The sequence below is a fragment of the bacterium genome, assembly GCA_036524115.1.
Classification (GTDB): domain Bacteria; phylum JAUVQV01; class JAUVQV01; order JAUVQV01; family DATDCY01; genus DATDCY01.
Genome location: DATDCY010000197.1, coordinates 1 through 15,343 on the forward strand (window position 1 = coordinate 1; position 15,343 = coordinate 15,343).

Consider the following 15,343-nt stretch of genomic DNA (forward strand, 5'->3'; position numbering starts at 1 on the left):
CCGGGAGCGGGCGCTATTTCCCGCCGCGTTGATCGTGCGCCACCACGACGCTGGCCGGTGCGCTCGATCCCGTGCCGGCTTCGTCGGATGCCGACACCGTGAACTGGTAGAGCCTGCCGTCCTTGTCGTCGCCGCGCCGCGACACCTGCACCGGCGCGGTGAAGGCGAACGAGCCGTCGGCCCCGACGGCGACGTCCTTCGTCTCGCCAAGGATGCCGTACTCGTCCGTGAGCGTGTACCAGGCCCGCGCGAGGGTGCAGCCCTCAGGCACCGCGACGGTCCCCGAGAGGGCGATGTCCTCGAGCCGGCCATTGGGCGACGACAGCTCCGCGGGCGCGGCCGAGACCGAGACCGCCGGCGGCGCCGCGCACTTGCTGGTCACCGTCAGGACGAGCTGGACGGGCTGGGTCGCGGGCGCGAGCGGAATGCTCGACGACATCACGACCGGCTGGACGATCGCGGTGTAGGTCCCCGCGGCCGCCGACGCCGGCACCCGCACGGTGAGCGTCAGCAACAGGGCGGCGGTGCGGTTGGTGAACATCCCGGGCTGCGTCGTCAGCCACGACGCCGGGAGCGAGCCACCGACCGGCCGCAACTGCATGGCGATCGTGTACGGCATGAGAGGCGGGTTGTTCACGTTCCCGATGACTGTGGTGGAGCCGCTGTCTCCGGTGGCGAGCGTCATGGCGAGGTTCGCCGGGGAGAGACCCAGATTGGCCGCCAGCGCCTGCCCCGTCGTCAGGACCGCGATCACTGCGGCTGCGATGAGCACGCTCTTCTTCATGGCATTCACCCTTGCGACCCCTGGTATCGCCCATGGTCGCCAACTAAGTATTCGCCTTTCGTCTTCAGGGGACGCTGGCCGCGGTGGCGTTTCGCGTCCGCTGCTTCTTCGTTCCCACCATCTCTTTTTCTGGCCGGCTCTTCTCCTTGTCGTTCCACCCCCCATCAGGGGAGAGAGCGCGGTCATCTATGTGGAAACAATATATACATGTCACGAAAAAGATGTGACGTACGTCACATTTTGAGCGAGTCAGAGGGCGTGGGCCGCCGGGATGCCCGCTGCGTCCGGCGCCTATTCGGCTTGCCGAAAGACCATCCCTGGGAGGCGCAGGCCGAGTGCGGGACCTGGCGCCGGAGGGCACATCGGTGCGAGTCGTCGCGCGCCGGGACAGGCTTGATCGCGCAATGCTCAGTGATCCTAACATAATGAAAAGAATGATTAATGTGTATCAGTCGTCGATCGTCACAACGGCCGGTCCCCGTCTTGCATCGCTCAGTCCCGATGAGAGACGCCACGGAAACGCCGGCCGATGCTGGCGACGGCCGGCGCGCCCTCGGCGCCAGCGGCGAGGCGCTGGCCGCGCGGTATCTCGAGCGGCGCGGCTACCGGGTAATCGATCGCAACGTTCGCTGCGGCCGCGGGGAGATCGACCTGGTTGCCGTCGACCGGGCGACGATCGTCTTCGTCGAGGTCAAGAGCAACCGGAGTCCCCGCTTCGGCGCCCCCGAAGAGATGGTGACCGCGGCCAAGCAGCGGCAGTTGACCCGGCTCGCGCTCCAGTACCTCCAGCACCGGCGCTGGCTCGGGCGGCCGGCGCGGTTCGACGTGGTCGCCATCGCGTGGGATCCCGGGGGTGCCGCCGCCATCCGCCACTTCCGGGACGCCTTCCCGGCGGCGGGCTGGTGAGATGCTGGCGCGCGTCCGCTCCGCCGCGGTCCTCGGGGTGCAGGCGTTCCCGGTGCTCGTCGAGGCGGACCTGCAGAGCGGGCTGCCGACGTTCTCGACCGTCGGGCTCCCCGACGAGGCGGTGAGGGAGAGCCGCGACCGCGTCCGCGCCGCCATCGTGAATTCCGGGTTCGCGTTCCCCGCCGGGCGCGTCACGGTGAATCTTGCGCCGGCGAACCTGCGCAAAGAAGGCAGCGCCTTCGACCTCGCTATCGCGATTGGGCTACTCGCGGCCCAGGGGCTGGCGCGCGCGGAGGCATCGGCCGGCCTGCTGCTCCTCGGCGAACTCTCGCTCGACGGCGGGCTCAAGGCGGTGCGCGGCGTGCTCCCGGTGGCGCTTGCCGCGAGGGATGGCGGGGAGCGGGGCCTGGTCGTGCCGCCGGCCAACGCGGCGGAGGCAGCGCTCGTGCGCGGACTGGAGGTCCTGCCCGCCCGAAACCTCGCCGAGGTGGTGGCGCACCTCAACGGCGAGGCCGCGCTCGAGCGCGCCACGCCGCCCGCCGCGGCGGATCCGGGCCCGCTCGCCGAGGGCGGCCTCGAGGAGGTGCGCGGGCAGCAGTTCGCCCGCCGCGCCCTCGAGATCGCCGCGGCCGGCGGCCACAACATCCTGCTCGTCGGCCCGCCCGGATCGGGCAAGACGCTGCTCAGCCGCTGCCTGCCGGGCATCCTGCCGGCGCTGTCCTTCGAGGAGGCGCTCGAGACGACGCGGATCCACTCGGTGGCGGGGCTGGTCTCGCCGGCGCGGCCGCTCGTGCTGGCGCGTCCGTTCCGGGCGCCGCACCACTCCGTGAGCAACGCCGGGCTCGTCGGCGGTGGTTCGCACCCGCGGCCGGGGGAGGTGAGCCTCGCCCACAACGGCGTGCTCTTCCTCGACGAGTTGCCGGAGTTCTCGCGCAGCGTCCTCGAGAACCTGCGCCAGCCGCTCGAGTCGGGCGAGGTGACGATCGCGCGCGCCGCGCTCACGCTGACGTACCCGGCGCGGTTCATGCTCGCGGCGGCGATGAACCCCTGCCGCTGCGGCTTCCGCGGCGATCGCCTGCGCAGCTGTACCTGCACGCCGCGCGAGGTCGACGCCTACCGGGCCCGCATCTCCGGGCCCCTGCTGGACCGCATCGATCTGCACGTGGAGGTGCCGGCGCTCTCGTACGAGGAGATCGCGGCGGCGCCGGCGGGGGAGGGGACGGTGGCGGTGCGGTCGCGGGTCGAGTCGGCGCGCGCCCGCCAGCGCGAGCGCCTGCACGAGGCGGCGATGCACTGCAACGCCCAGATGGGCGCGCGCGAGGTGCGGCTGCACTGCCGCCACGACGAGAGCTGTGCGCGCCTGCTCGAGGGGGCGATGCGCGCGCTCGGCCTCTCCGCGCGCGGCTATGCCCGCGTGCTCAAGGTGGCGCGCACGATCGCCGATCTCGCCGCCGAGGAGCGGATCGGCGTCGCCCACGTCGCGGAGGCGATCCAGTACCGGGAGCGGGGGACGTCCCCGTGAACGACGCTTGCGCGAACGGGCGCGCCATGTATATAGTCAGACTAGTCAGGCCATGAGGAGGGTGTGCCATGAAGCGCAGCTGGCAATTGCAGGAGGCGAAGGCCCGCTTGAGCGAGCTCGTCAAGACTGCCGCGAAGGAGGGGCCGCAGGAGATCACCGTTCGCGGGGAGACCGCAGCCGTGCTGATCTCAGAGAAGGATTACCTGCGGCTCGCGAAGCCCAAGCCCGGGTTCGTCGCCTTCGTGCGGCAGTCCCCCTTCGCGGGGATCGATCTCAAGCTCGGGCGCGACCGCTCGCCGGATCGCACGGTGGACGTGTGAGCTACCTCGTCGACACCAACGTGGTCGCCGAATTGTCCCGGCACGCACCGAATCCGCGCGTGGTGGCCTGGTTCCGGGACGTTCCGGACACCGCGCTTCACTTGAGCGTATTGACGCTGGGCGAGTTGCGAAAGGGCGTCGAAGCCCTGACGGATGCCCGCAGGAAGGAGCGGCTGAGGGTCTGGCTGGAGAACGATCTTGCGGAATGGTTCGGAGAGCGGCTCCTGCCCGTCACGGCAGCGGTGGCGGATCGCTGGGGCCGGCTGCTCGCAGAGGCCGGCCGCCCGGTGCCGGCCGTCGACAGCCTTCTTGCCGCGACCGCGCTCCAGAACGGCCTGCGCATGGTGACGCGGAATTCGCAGGACTTTGTCTTTCGGGGGCTCGATGTCGTGAACCCTTGGGAGCACGGGCGGTAGGACGCCCGAAGCTGCACGCGGGTGGCAGTGCCGGTTGACGTGGTAGCCACCAGTAGCTACATTGGCCGCATGAAGGCCGTCGGCATCAAGACGCTCAAGAACCGCCTCAGCGAGTACGTCCGGCTTGCCGCCCGCGGCGAGGTCATCCTCGTGACGGACCGGGACCAGGTCGTGGCGGAGCTGCGCGCCCCGTCCGGCGGCAGGGCCGCGGCGGTCGACGACGCGCTGCTCGCGGAAGCCCTGCGCAAGGGGCTGCTGAGGCCGCCTCTGCTTGCCGGAGCGGGACCGCCGCCGCGACACCCGCGCATGACGCTGGCGAAGCTGCTTGCCGGACTCGACCGCGACCGCTCGGACCGATGATCTATCTCGATACCTCCGTGATCCTCGCGCAGCTTCTCGCTGAGGACCGCGTTCCCGCCCCAGGCCTCTGGGAGGAGGCGCTCGTCTCGAGCCGGCTGCTCGAATACGAGACCTGGAATCGCCTGAACGCGCTCGGAATGTCCGCCACGCACGGCGAGGACGCGCGCCTTCTGATCGGGCGGATCGCCCTCCTCGAGCTGGCGCCGCCGGTGCTGGCACGCGCGCTCGAGCCCTTCCCGACGCCGGTGCGGACGCTGGACGCCCTGCACCTGGCTTCCCTCCATTTTCTCGAGGAGCAGGGCCAGCGCGTGGCGCTCGCGACGTACGATGCCCGGCTGCGCGCCGCCGCGGAGGCGGCCGGATTCGCGGTCACCGCACCGTAGGGCGCGGACCGCTCGTTGTCGTTCGGGGTGCCGCGCCCTATATTGGGACCAGCCTCGAGAGCCCCGGTCTGCACCCGTCCTGCTTCACGGTCGACGCCGTCGCCGGCAGGGCACGGGCCGCGGGGTGATCCCATGACAGGAGGGACGACGATGAGAATCTTCGCAGCAACGCTGCTGGCCCTCGTGCTGGCGGCGCCGGGAACGACCTCGGCGCAGATGATGACGGAAGGAATGGGCGGCGGGATGCGGCCAGCGGGGCCGGTCCAGCCGGGGATGCGGGAGATGCCCGCGGGCATGATGGGACCGGGGATGATGCCCGGCATGATGGGCGGGGCCAGGGAGCCGATGGGCGGCGCCATGATGTCGGCCGGGATGATGGGCCCCGACATGATGGGGTCCGCGATGTCGCCGGGAATGGACTGGGCGATGCCGGGCAAGACGCGCGGCTGCATGATGATGGCCGAAGGCATGATGATGGGGCAGGGCGATCTCGCGGGGATGCGCAAGGCGCTCGCGCTCTCCGACGAGCAGGCGGAGAAGCTCAGGGTCGTGCTGGCCCCCTTCCGGCGGGAGGTGATCCTCTCGCTGGCGTCGCTGAAGGTCGCCGAGCTGGAGCTCGCGGACCTCGTCGCGGGCGACAAGGTGGACTTCGACAGGGTCGAGTCCAAGCTCAAGGAGACCGAGGCGCTGCGCACGAAGATCCGGCTCGTCCACTTCCAGGCGGCGTACGCGCTGCGGGGCGTCCTCAGCAGGGAGCAGCTGGAGAAGCTCCAGGGGATGGGCGAGTGCGGCCAGCTCGTGCAGCCGGCAGCTCCCGCCGCCCCGGCCCCGCCCCCGCAGCAACCGGGCGGCGGCGCGGGCGGCGGCACGGAGCACGAGCAGCACCACTAGCGTTCGCGCGGGGTGCGCGACCCGGTTCCGGCTGTCGCTGAGGACCCCACGGCGATGACGTCAACGTCCGGCGGTGTGGTGGAGACGGGGCTGTACACCTGCCCCATGCATCCCGAGGTCGTCCAGGTCGGGCCGGGGACGTGTCCGAAGTGCGGCATGGCCCTCGAGCCGCGCACCGCTTCGGCGGCGGGCGCCGGGGAGAACCCGGAGTACGCGGACATGCGCCGGCGCTTCGTCGTCGCGGCCGCGCTCACGGCGCCGCTCGTCGTGGTCGCGATGCGCGACGTCCTCCCCGGCGGACGCGCGCTCAACGCGGCCGTGGGAACCGGCGTCCTGATGTGGGCGGAGCTGGCGCTCGCGACGCCGGTGGTCCTCTGGGCGGGCTGGCCGTTCTTCGTCCGCGGCGTGCGCTCCGTCGTCAACCGCAGCCTGAACATGTTCACGCTGATCGCCCTCGGCGTCTCCGTCGCCTACGTCTACAGCGTGGTGGCGCTCGTGATGCCGGGGCTCTTCCCGGCGGCGATGCGCACCGCCGACGGCATGGTCCCCGGCTACTTCGAGGCGGCCGCGGTGATCGTCACGCTCATCCTGCTCGGCCAGGTCCTGGAGCTGCGGGCGCGCAGCCGCACGGGGGCCGCTATCAAGGCGCTGCTCGGGCTCGCGCCGAAGACGGCGCGGCGGCTGCGCGACGACGGGGCCGAGGAGGACGTGCCCCTCGAGCACGTGCAGGTCGGCGACCGGCTGCGCATCCGGCCCGGCGAGAAGGTGCCCGTCGACGGCGTCGTCCTCGAGGGCGCCGGCGCCGTGGACGAGTCGATGATCTCCGGCGAGCCGATCCCGGTGGAGAAGCGCGCGGGCGACCGTGTCGTCGGCGCGACGGTCAACGGCACGGGCTCGCTCGTCATGCGGGCCGAGAAGGTCGGCGCCGACACCCTCCTGGCGCGGATCGTCCAGATGGTGGCCGAGGCCCAGCGCAGCCGTGCGCCGATCCAGAAGCTCGCCGACGTGGTCTCGGGCTGGTTCGTGCCGATCGTGATCGCCGTCGCGCTCGGCTCCTTCGCCATCTGGTACCTGATCGGCCCCGAGCCGCGCCTCGCCTACGCGCTGGTCACGGCGGTCTCGGTGCTGATCATCGCCTGTCCGTGCGCGCTGGGGCTGGCGACGCCGATGTCGATCATGGTCGCCACCGGCAGGGGCGCGACGAGCGGCGTGCTCTTCCGGGACGCGGCGGCCATCGAGACGCTGCGCAAGGCCGACACCCTCCTCGTGGACAAGACCGGCACGCTCACGGAGGGGCGGCCGCGCGTCACCGGCGTGGTCGCGGCGCCCGGCACCGACGACACCGCGATCCTGCGCTTCGCGGCGAGCGTGGAGAAGGGCAGCGAGCATCCCCTGGCGGCCGCCATCGTCGCGGCCGCGGGCGCGCGCGGGGCGGTGACGGGGGCCGTCGCCGACTTCGCATCGCACACCGGCAAGGGGGTCTCCGGCACGGTCGACGGGCACGCCGTGCTGCTGGGCACCAGGACGCTGCTCGAGGAACGCGGCGTCGACCTCGGCGGGCTGGCAGGGCGCGCGGACGCCTTCAGGGCCGAGGGGCAGACGGTGATGTTCGTGGCCGTCGACGGCGCCGCCAGCGGGCTGCTGGCCGTGTCCGACCCGATCAAGGAGACCACCCCCGAGGCGATCCGGCAGCTCCACGAGGAGGGGTTGCGGATCGTGATGCTCACGGGCGACAACCGCATGACCGCGGCGGCCGTCGCGCGGCAGCTCGATCTCGACGACGTCGTGGCCGAGATGCTGCCGGAGGCGAAGGCGGCGGTCGTGAAGCAGTTGCAGGACGCGGGGTACGTCGTCGCCATGGCCGGGGACGGCATCAACGATGCGCCCGCGCTGGCGCAGGCGCAGATCGGCATCGCGATGGGCACGGGCACCGACGTGGCGATGGAGAGCGCGGGCGTGACGCTGGTCAAGGGCGACCTGCTCGGCATCGTCCGCGCGCGGCGGCTGAGCCGGGCGACGCTGGCCAACATCAAGCAGAACCTGTTCTTCGCCTTCGTCTACAACGTGCTGGGCGTGCCGGTGGCCGCCGGCGCGCTCTACCCGTTCTTCGGCTTGTTGCTGAGCCCCGCCATCGCGGCCGCCGCGATGAGCTTCAGCTCCGTCTCGGTGGTGGCCAACGCCCTGCGGCTGCGCCGGGCGCGCATCTAGGCCCGGCACTCGGCGGCGCCCCGGAGGTCAGTACGGCACGTTGCCGTCCGGGGTCGCCGGCGGAGGGTAGGCCTCGGCGGGGGGGCCGTGCAGCGCCGCCTTCAGATCCTCCTGCGTCAGGGAGTAGACGAGCAGGCTGTGATTGATCTCTTCCCCCGGCTCCCGCTGTCGCAGGTACGCGCACACACGCGCGAACCGCAGCCCCTCGAAGTCGGCGACGGCCTTGACCCAGTTCTCCACGCCGCGCTCGTCCACCAGGCGCCGGCGGCCCGCCTCATCGGACGCGAAGAATGCCTTCACCTCCCGCTGCAGCCGCTGGTAGTGCTCCTCGTAGTCCGTGCGCCAGGGCCCGGGCGCGACAACGTTGTACACGGACTCCATCATGGATGCGCTGATCACGTAGAGGCCGGGCGTGAGTTCCGGCTCGAACTGCTGACGCAGTCCCGGCTCCAGGAAGCCCACGTCGAAGAAGCACGGGAGCATCCGCGCGCGGATGCCGTACGCGCTCGGGGGCGAGGAACCGAAATAGGAGAAATAGACCGTGGGCGGCGGTCCTGGGCCGGCATCCAGGGCGTCGAGCCGGGTCTTGAGAGCCGGCAGTTCCTGCCCCCAGTCGAAGGAACTGTCGACGAGGTGACGGTAGCCGCGCCTCGATCCGCCGCCCACGACGTTGAAATATGCCAGGTAGTTCGGGTAGGCCGCCGCCGTCTCCGCGACGAGCCAGAGCAGGCTGAGGGCCACGAGCAATGCGGGGACGCTCCGCCAGCGGGAGCGGCGTGCCGGGCTCCGCAGCCAATGCCCGGCGGCGCCCGTCAGGATGCACAGCGCCGGGAATATCGGCAGAATGTGGCGGATGCCGATGTCGATGCGGCTGACGATCGCCGCGTAGCCGTACCCGAGGAAGATGACCCACAAGGGCATCGCCTTGTACCACGTGTTCATGGGCCGCTCAGGCTCCGGCGTCGCATCGTCCTGGGCGCCGGCGCGCCGGCGCAGGCCCACCGCGAAGGCCGCGATGGCGGCGCCGGATAGCAGGAACGCCGGCACCGGCGTCTTGTAGAGCAGGGCGTACGGAAAGAACGAGGCGAAGCCGAAATACCCGAAGCGCCCGTTGAGGAAGGTGTTGAACTTCTCGACGGTGCCCATCGTGTCAAGGAGGCCGAAGAGGAGACCCTCGGGGAGCAGCCGCCACTGGTGGAACAGTTCGACGAGCGGCGCGTAGCTTCCGGCCCGCGGCAGCCAGTCCGAGAACTGGATGACCGCCGGGTCCGGCACGCCGCCGGCGAGGCGGCGGTGCATCTCGAAGCGGAAGCCGAACATTGCCCAGACCAGAAGCCAGGACACCGCCGCATGCGCCGCGGCGACCAGTGCCGCGCTGGCGATCATGGCACCGCGCGTCGTGATGTCCATCCGTCGGGCGCCCCACCGGACCTCCCACGGCCGGGCGGCCGCGACGCGCACCGCCACGAGCGCAAGAGCCATGGGCAGCAGCAGCAGCGTCGAGAATTTGACCGTGAGCGCCCAGCCCCAGATCAGGCCGGTGCCGGCGAGGCGCAGCGGCGAGAGCCGGTGCAGCAGCCGCCAGTGCGTCCAGATCGCGGCAGTGAACGCCAGCGCCGCCGCCAGGTCGAGCGTCGCCGCGCTGCCGTGCGCGAGCACCGTCGGGTTGAAGGCATAGACCGCCAGCGCCACGAGACCGCCGGCCGCGCCGAAGAGCTCCCGCGCCCAGGCAAACACGAGCGCGCCCAGCACGGCGCTGAGGAGCGAGGTCATCAGGCGCGTCGCGTGCAGGATGCGCTGGGGATCGTTCCCCAGCTCGAACATCAGGGCCCGGCCGTATTTCCAGTTCGCGGCGCGCTCCCAGACCTCGCCGGCCGCCGCCGGCAGTCGATAGTCGCCGAGAACAATCGGCAGCGTCATCCAGCGGTACTGGCCGATGCCGCACGCGGCCATGCGGTAGTCGCCCGTCGCCCAGATGCTCACGCCGCTGGCGATGTGCGCGTATTCGTCGAACGCGCTGCACTTGTCCCAGGCCGCGCTGTTGGCGAGGGCGACGTGCACCAGTAGCACGAGCGCGGCGAGCGCCCGGACCTTTCGCTCTGCGCGCTTCGGGGAATGATCCATGAGGATTTCTATCAGGTTTCCGGCGGGGCGGCAATGCGTCGCGGGCGGGCCCGCGCCGTCGGCGCCGCTTCTGCAATCGCGCGCCGTAATCGCGTAGAATGCGCGCCATGCTCGCGCTCGCCTCCCGACGGTCCCGCCGTGCCGTGCCGGCGCGCCCCCGCGCCCGCCGCGCCTTGGCGCGTCTGCTGGTTGCAGGGGCGATCGTGGCCGCGTCGCCCGCGGGGGGCGCGCTCGCGGTTTCGCTTCCGGCGCTCCCGGTCCTGCCGGGCGCCAGCCGCCCCGTCGCCGAGGGGCCCGGTGAGGAGACCCCGCGCGGCGCGGTCCGCGAATACCTGGCGCACGCGCGCCGCGGCGACTACGAGGGCGCCGCACGGTACCTGGACCTCTCCGCGGTCCCCGCGGCGGAGCGGGCCGCCGGGGGCGGGCGCCTCGCCCGCGAGCTGCAGGTCGTCCTCGATCGCACGCTGACGCTGGACCTCGACGCGCTCGCCGATGACCCCGCCGGCATCGGGAACGACGGGTTGCCCGCGAACCGCGACCGGCTCGCCACGGTCCGCGGGCGCGACGGCGCGGTCGACCTGCTGTTGGCGCGGGTGCCCGGGCCGGCCGGAGGCGAGGTCTGGCGCATCGCGGCCTCGACGGTGCGGCGCGTCCCCGACCTGTACGCCGAGTACGGCTACCCGCTCTTTGTCGACCGGCTCCCGCGGGAGTTCGTCGATTGGCGCGCCCTCGGCATGGACCTCTGGCAGTGGCTCGGCCTCGCCGTCCTCGCGCTGGCCGCCTGGCTCCTCGGCTTCTCGGCGGCCTGGGTGCTGCGCCGCATCGCCCTCCTGCTGGTGCGCCGCACCGAGAGCGACCTCGACGACCGCATCGCCGATGCCCTGCACCGGCCCGTGCGGCTCATGCTGACGCTGTACCTGCTCCTGGCGAGCACGTACTGGCTGCGGCTCTCGATGGGCGCGCAGGCGGCGCTCGTGCGGACCGCGCGCGGCCTGACCATCGCGCTCCTGACGTGGGTCTTCCTGCGCGTGGTCGACCTGCTCTCGCGCGCGGCCCAGGAGCGCATGGCGCGCGAGGAGCGCCGCGGCGCCGTCTCGATGGTCAACCTCGGCCGGCGCGCGGGGAAGGTGCTGATCGTCGCGCTCGGCGTGCTCGGCCTGTTGCAGAACCTCGGCTTCAACGTCACCGGGGTGGTCGCGGGGCTCGGCATCGGCGGTCTGGCGGTCGCGCTGGCCGCGCAGAAGACCCTCGAGAACGTCTTCGGCGGCGTGGTGCTCACCGTCGACCGCCCGATCCGGGTCGGCGACCTGTGCAAGTTCGGCGACAAGGTCGGGACGGTGGAGGATGTCGGGCTGCGCTCGACGCGGGTGCGCACGCTCGACCGGACGGTGGTCAGCGTGCCGAACGCGGAGCTGGCGGCGATCGAGATCGAGAACTTCACGGTCCGCGACCGCTTCCGGATCGCCGCGAAGCTCGGCGTGCGCTGCGAGACGACGCCGCAGCAGATGCGGCGGCTGGTCGCGGCGATCCGCGAGGCGTTCCTCGCCCACCCGAAAGTGGTCCGGGACCCGCTCGTCGTGAGCTTCGCGGGCTTCGGCCCCTCCGCCCTCGAGATCGAGGTCTCGGCGTTCGTCGACACGCGGGATAACGAGGAGTTCCTCGCGGTCCGCGAGGAGCTGTACCTGCGGATGATGGACCTGGTCGCCGAGGCGGGGACCGCGTTCGCGTTCCCCTCGCAGACCCTCTACCTGGGCCGCGACAGGGCGCCCGGCGCGCCGCCCGCCCGGGGGTGACCGCCCTCCCGGCCGTCTAGTGCGGGTCGAGCCAGGTCGGCAGGACGCCGTACCAGTGGTGGCTCAGCACCAGCCAGACCAGCGAGGCCACGTAGAGGTACAGGACGACGATGAAGATCTTCTGGCCCAGCGTGGCCGGCGGTTCCTGATCGGCCTTCACGGGGGGCGGAGTCCCCGCGGCCGGCCCGGGCGCCGCGCTGGCGTTCTGCTTCTGCTCGCTCATGGTGTCCGCTCTCCGGGGGTGGCGCTCGTCTTCGTTGCCCGCTGATAGATAGCTCGTTCCTGGCGCCTCTGTCAATTCCCCCTGCATCCTGCTAGGCTGCCGCCCGGACAGACGCCGGAAAGGAAATGGTGCCATGCGATCGCTCGGCAGCTCGCTCTACCTGTTCGCCCTCGCCGTGTGGGTGGGCGGCGGCGCCCTCTACACCTTCGTGCTGACGCCGGCGATCTTCGGCGCCTACCCGCGCAACACGGCGGGCGACGTCGTCGGCACCATGATGCCGCACTACTTCGCGGTGCTCCTGGCGGCCGCGGCGCTCGCCGCGCTGCTGCTGGCGCTGCTGCGGCGCACGCTCGCCGTGCGGCTGCCGGCCCTCTGTCTCGCCCTGGCTCTCGCCGCGGTGTGCGTGCAGGCGTACATCCAGTGGGGACTCTACCCGCGCATCCTCGCGGTGAAGGCACAGGTCAAGACGTTCGAGGCCGAGCCGGACGCCCCGGCGCGCCGACAGTTCCGGGCCCTCCACGGGACGAGCATGCTGCTGAACCTGCTGACCCTCGCGGACGGGGCAGTCCTGCTCGCGCTGGTGCCCCTGAACCGCCGCTGACGCGGGGCGGCGGCCGGTCCACACGGCGCCGCGGGCCGCGCGTGCGGGGAACCACCGCCAGCCATCGGACATCCAACGTGACAAGTTTGCGCGGGCATCGTACTACGGGCGGGAGGCGGCGACGGAGAAGATGGGAACGAAAAGCTTGCTGACTCGCCCGGTTGGCGTTGCGCTGGCCGCTGCGGTCGCGTGCCTCCTGCTCGGGGCGGCGCCGGCTGCCGCCGCGCCGCGCCAGAAACTGGCGTCGCCCGAGGCGTGGTCTTCCGCGGAGCGTGACGGTGAAGGCGAGGTTCGCATCGTCGTGGTTCAGCGCGAGGGCGCGCCGGCGGAGCGCGCGGCGGAGCGGCTGGCGCGCAGGGGCGTCGGGCGGGTCACGCGGACGTTCCACCGGATCGGGGGCGACGTCGTCACGGTGCGTCCCGAGCGGCTCGCGGAGGCGCTCGTCGAGCTCGAGGCCGACCCTGACGTCGAGGCGGCGGCTCCCGACAGCCGCGACCAGCGGGCGGTGGGCCAGTTCGTCCCCTGGGGCGTCGCGCGGATCCACGCCGACCCGGCGAGCCGCGGCACCCGCAGCGGCGCGGGCGTCAAGGTCGCCGTCATCGACACCGGCATCTGGGCCGACGCGGGCGGCGCAGTCCATCCGGACCTCGCGGCCGCCTACCGGGGCGGCTACGACTTCGTGAACGACGACCCCTACCCGTGGGACGGCTTCGGCCACGGGACCCACGTCGCGGGGATCATCGCGGCGCAGGACAACGGGATCGGCGTCGTCGGCGTCGCGCCGGGGGTGAGCCTCTACGCCCTCAAGGTGCTCGATGACCAGGGCTCCGGGTACTACTCCGATTTCATCGCCGCGCTGGACTGGTGCATCGTCAACGGCGTCAGGATCGCGAACTACAGCGCCGGCGGTCCGGCCCCGTGGGAACCGATGGAGGTCGCCTGCGACCGGGCGCGCGCCGCGGGGATCACCATCGTGGCGGCCGCCGGCAACGACTCCGGCGGGCCGGTGATCTACCCGGCGGCCTACCCCTCGGTCATCGCCGTCGGCTCCACCGACTTCAACGACAACCTCTCGTACTTCTCGAACGTCGGCGCCGCGCTGGACCTGGTCGCGCCGGGCCAGCCGATCCGCTCGACGTATCTCGGCGGCGGCTATGTCTCGATGATGGGCACTTCGATGGCGACGCCGCACGTGACGGGGGCGGCGGCCCTCCTCGCGAGCCGCCGGATCACGGACCCGGAGGTGGTGCGGGACTACCTGGAGGCGACGGCGGCCGACCTGGGGCCGGCCGGTTTCGACACGTCGTACGGGAACGGCCGCGTCGACGCCGGCGCGACGCTGCCAGCGATGACGATGCTCGCGCCCGCAGCGGGCGCGGCGCTCGCATCCGGGAGCGACACCGCGGTCTCCTGGGACCCCGTGCCGGGTGCGGCGAGCTACCGCGTCCTCTTCGAGCGCGCCGCGTCCGCAGCCTGGAGCGAGATCGCGGCTTCGACGGCCGGGACCTCGACGCCGTGGCGGGCACCCGTCGTGGGGCCGCCGCTGACCACCGGCCGGGTTCAGGTGGCGGCGTACGATGGCGCGGGGCGGCTGCTTGGGGTGGCGACGCGCTCGGGCTTCACCGTGGAATCGCTGCGCATCACCGCGCCGGCCCCCGGCGCGACCGTCGTCGCCGGCTCGCTGCTCGCCCTGCGCTGGGCCGTCTATGCGACGCCGTGGCCGGTGGCGGCCATCACGGTCGACGTGTCCGGGGACGACGGGAAGACGTGGACCCGGCGCGCGAACCTCGGCCCGTCCGCCCGGGCCGCCTGGTGGCGCGCCCCCGTGGTGGCGGCGAACACGCGCATGCGGCTGCGGGCGAGCCTGCTGGACGGCGCCGGCGCCGTCATCGTCAGCCGTGCGGTCGTCGTCGTCGTCACCCCCGCCGGTCCCTGAGCAGCCGCGTTGCGGCGGATAGCCGGCAGCGGCGGCCGACGCATCCCGAAAAAGGCAGGGCATTCCTCATTTGAGGAATACGAACTCCAAGCATAACTCAGTGTTTTCAATATGTTGCGTTTGGCATTGATATTGCTACTCCGTCTTGGCGAACGACGCAGTGCACCGATGGGGTGCGGCGGGCGTTCGGCAGACAACCCTTTAGTCGGGAGGAGCGAAAGAATGAAGGCTCTGGTGAAGTACCTGTCCACCGGCATTTCCGTGATGCTCATGGCCGCCCTGCTCGTCGGCTGCGCGAAGCCGCCCACGCAGGAGATGGACGCCGCCAAGGTGGCGATCGACGCCGCCGTCTCGGCGGGCGCCAACAAGTACGCGGTCGACGGCCTCAAGTCCCTGAACGACGCTTGGGCCGCGGCGCAGGACGAGGTCAAGAAGCAGGAAGGCAAGCTCTTCAAGAACTACGACAACGCCAAGGCGATGATCGCGAAGGTCACCTCTGACGCCGGCGCCCTCAAGACCGAGGCCATCCAGAAGAAGGAGGCCGCGAAGCAGGCCGCCAACGCCGACGCCGCCGCCGCCACCGCCGCGATCGCGCAGGCGAAGGCCCTTCTCGCCGAGGCCCCCACGGGCAAGGGCACGAAGGCCGAGATCGACGCGCTGAAGGCCGACCTGGCCGGCATCGAGGGTTCGGTCGCCGAGGTCACCACGCTGATCAACAGCGAGGAGTTCTACGCCGCTTCGGACAAGGCGAAGGCGATCTCCGCGAAGGCCGCCGAGATCAGCGCGCAGGTGCAGGCCGCCATCGACAAGGCTCCCAAGGGCAAGAAGAAGGCCCCCAAGGCCGCGGCCCCCAAGAAGTAAGGTCGAAGCAGGCTG

General features: G+C 71.8%; 15 protein-coding genes. 12 read left to right on the forward strand and 3 right to left on the reverse strand.

Translation table 11 applies throughout. From position 1 onward, the window contains the following. Positions 1-13 precede the first annotated feature (13 nt). Entirely contained in the window at positions 14-784 is a 771-nt protein-coding gene (locus VI078_09440; protein ID HEY5999503.1) for a hypothetical protein, read from the reverse strand. Positions 785-1,285: 501 nt separating this feature from the next. On the opposite strand from VI078_09440, the gene VI078_09445 reads away from it, so the two are divergent. The 8 genes from VI078_09445 (at position 1,286) to VI078_09480 (ending at position 7,790) form a co-directional block, all read left to right on the forward strand. Then, positions 1,286-1,690: a YraN family protein gene (locus VI078_09445; protein ID HEY5999504.1), complete on the forward strand. Its 405-nt coding sequence runs from the start codon at positions 1,286-1,288 to the stop codon at positions 1,688-1,690. 1 nt (position 1,691) lies between these two features. Then, positions 1,692-3,212, forward strand: a complete 1,521-nt coding sequence (locus VI078_09450) for a YifB family Mg chelatase-like AAA ATPase (protein HEY5999505.1) — start codon at positions 1,692-1,694, stop codon at positions 3,210-3,212. Positions 3,213-3,280: 68 nt separating this feature from the next. Next, positions 3,281-3,532, forward strand: coding sequence for a type II toxin-antitoxin system Phd/YefM family antitoxin (locus VI078_09455; protein HEY5999506.1), 252 nt, complete (start codon positions 3,281-3,283; stop codon positions 3,530-3,532). Continuing rightward, positions 3,529-3,948, forward strand: coding sequence for a type II toxin-antitoxin system VapC family toxin (locus VI078_09460; protein HEY5999507.1), 420 nt, complete (start codon positions 3,529-3,531; stop codon positions 3,946-3,948). The genes VI078_09455 and VI078_09460 overlap by 4 nt, the downstream gene beginning before the upstream one ends. Positions 3,949-4,017: 69 nt before the next feature. Next, positions 4,018-4,308, forward strand: a complete 291-nt coding sequence (locus tag VI078_09465) for a type II toxin-antitoxin system prevent-host-death family antitoxin (GenBank protein ID HEY5999508.1) — start codon at positions 4,018-4,020, stop codon at positions 4,306-4,308. After that, the gene (locus VI078_09470) at positions 4,305-4,691 is read left to right on the forward strand and encodes a PIN domain-containing protein (GenBank protein ID HEY5999509.1); all 387 of its coding nucleotides are present in this window, start codon (positions 4,305-4,307) and stop codon (positions 4,689-4,691) included. The genes VI078_09465 and VI078_09470 overlap by 4 nt, the downstream gene beginning before the upstream one ends. Positions 4,692-4,841: 150 nt before the next feature. After that, on the forward strand, positions 4,842-5,582 hold the full coding sequence (locus VI078_09475) for a periplasmic heavy metal sensor (protein ID HEY5999510.1): 741 nt from the start codon (positions 4,842-4,844) through the stop codon (positions 5,580-5,582). Between the two features lie 54 nt (positions 5,583-5,636). Next, entirely contained in the window at positions 5,637-7,790 is a 2,154-nt protein-coding gene (locus VI078_09480; protein HEY5999511.1) for a copper-translocating P-type ATPase, read from the forward strand. Between the two features lie 27 nt (positions 7,791-7,817). Here the strand turns inward: VI078_09480 and VI078_09485 are convergent, their stop codons facing one another. Then, positions 7,818-9,914 carry a glycosyltransferase family 39 protein gene (locus VI078_09485; GenBank protein HEY5999512.1) on the reverse strand — a complete coding sequence of 699 codons (2,097 nt, stop codon included), beginning with the start codon at positions 9,912-9,914 and terminating at the stop codon, positions 7,818-7,820. A gap of 107 nt (positions 9,915-10,021) precedes the next feature. On the opposite strand from VI078_09485, the gene VI078_09490 reads away from it, so the two are divergent. Further along, on the forward strand, positions 10,022-11,707 hold the full coding sequence (locus tag VI078_09490) for a mechanosensitive ion channel family protein (protein HEY5999513.1): 1,686 nt from the start codon (positions 10,022-10,024) through the stop codon (positions 11,705-11,707). A 16-nt stretch (positions 11,708-11,723) separates the two neighbouring features. On the opposite strand, the gene VI078_09495 is transcribed toward VI078_09490, so the two are convergent. Continuing rightward, positions 11,724-11,930, reverse strand: a complete 207-nt coding sequence (locus VI078_09495; GenBank protein HEY5999514.1) for a hypothetical protein — start codon at positions 11,928-11,930, stop codon at positions 11,724-11,726. A 133-nt stretch (positions 11,931-12,063) separates the two neighbouring features. Between VI078_09495 and VI078_09500 the strand changes: the two genes are divergently transcribed. From VI078_09500 to VI078_09510, 3 genes are all read left to right on the forward strand, one after another. Beyond that, positions 12,064-12,531: a DUF4149 domain-containing protein gene (locus VI078_09500; GenBank protein HEY5999515.1), complete on the forward strand. Its 468-nt coding sequence runs from the start codon at positions 12,064-12,066 to the stop codon at positions 12,529-12,531. A 130-nt stretch (positions 12,532-12,661) separates the two neighbouring features. Beyond that, positions 12,662-14,467, forward strand: coding sequence for a S8 family serine peptidase (locus VI078_09505; GenBank protein ID HEY5999516.1), 1,806 nt, complete (start codon positions 12,662-12,664; stop codon positions 14,465-14,467). A 222-nt stretch (positions 14,468-14,689) separates the two neighbouring features. After that, positions 14,690-15,328 (forward strand): hypothetical protein, encoded by a 639-nt coding sequence (locus VI078_09510; GenBank protein ID HEY5999517.1) that lies wholly within the window; start codon positions 14,690-14,692, stop codon positions 15,326-15,328. Positions 15,329-15,343 lie beyond the last annotated feature (15 nt).

Bases quoted from the DNA above. Each gene is read 5' to 3' on its own strand.
- VI078_09440 (HEY5999503.1), bottom strand. From the start codon at position 784: ATGAAGAAGAGCGTGCTCATCGCAGCCGCAGTGATCGCGGTCCTGACG.
- VI078_09445 (HEY5999504.1), top strand. From the start codon at position 1,286: ATGAGAGACGCCACGGAAACGCCGGCCGATGCTGGCGACGGCCGGCGC.
- VI078_09450 (HEY5999505.1), top strand. From the start codon at position 1,692: ATGCTGGCGCGCGTCCGCTCCGCCGCGGTCCTCGGGGTGCAGGCGTTC.
- VI078_09455 (HEY5999506.1), top strand. From the start codon at position 3,281: ATGAAGCGCAGCTGGCAATTGCAGGAGGCGAAGGCCCGCTTGAGCGAG.
- VI078_09465 (HEY5999508.1), top strand. From the start codon at position 4,018: ATGAAGGCCGTCGGCATCAAGACGCTCAAGAACCGCCTCAGCGAGTAC.
- VI078_09470 (HEY5999509.1), top strand. From the start codon at position 4,305: ATGATCTATCTCGATACCTCCGTGATCCTCGCGCAGCTTCTCGCTGAG.
- VI078_09475 (HEY5999510.1), top strand. From the start codon at position 4,842: ATGAGAATCTTCGCAGCAACGCTGCTGGCCCTCGTGCTGGCGGCGCCG.
- VI078_09480 (HEY5999511.1), top strand. From the start codon at position 5,637: ATGACGTCAACGTCCGGCGGTGTGGTGGAGACGGGGCTGTACACCTGC.
- VI078_09485 (HEY5999512.1), bottom strand. From the start codon at position 9,914: ATGGATCATTCCCCGAAGCGCGCAGAGCGAAAGGTCCGGGCGCTCGCC.
- VI078_09490 (HEY5999513.1), top strand. From the start codon at position 10,022: ATGCTCGCGCTCGCCTCCCGACGGTCCCGCCGTGCCGTGCCGGCGCGC.
- VI078_09495 (HEY5999514.1), bottom strand. From the start codon at position 11,930: ATGAGCGAGCAGAAGCAGAACGCCAGCGCGGCGCCCGGGCCGGCCGCG.
- VI078_09500 (HEY5999515.1), top strand. From the start codon at position 12,064: ATGCGATCGCTCGGCAGCTCGCTCTACCTGTTCGCCCTCGCCGTGTGG.
- VI078_09505 (HEY5999516.1), top strand. From the start codon at position 12,662: ATGGGAACGAAAAGCTTGCTGACTCGCCCGGTTGGCGTTGCGCTGGCC.
- VI078_09510 (HEY5999517.1), top strand. From the start codon at position 14,690: ATGAAGGCTCTGGTGAAGTACCTGTCCACCGGCATTTCCGTGATGCTC.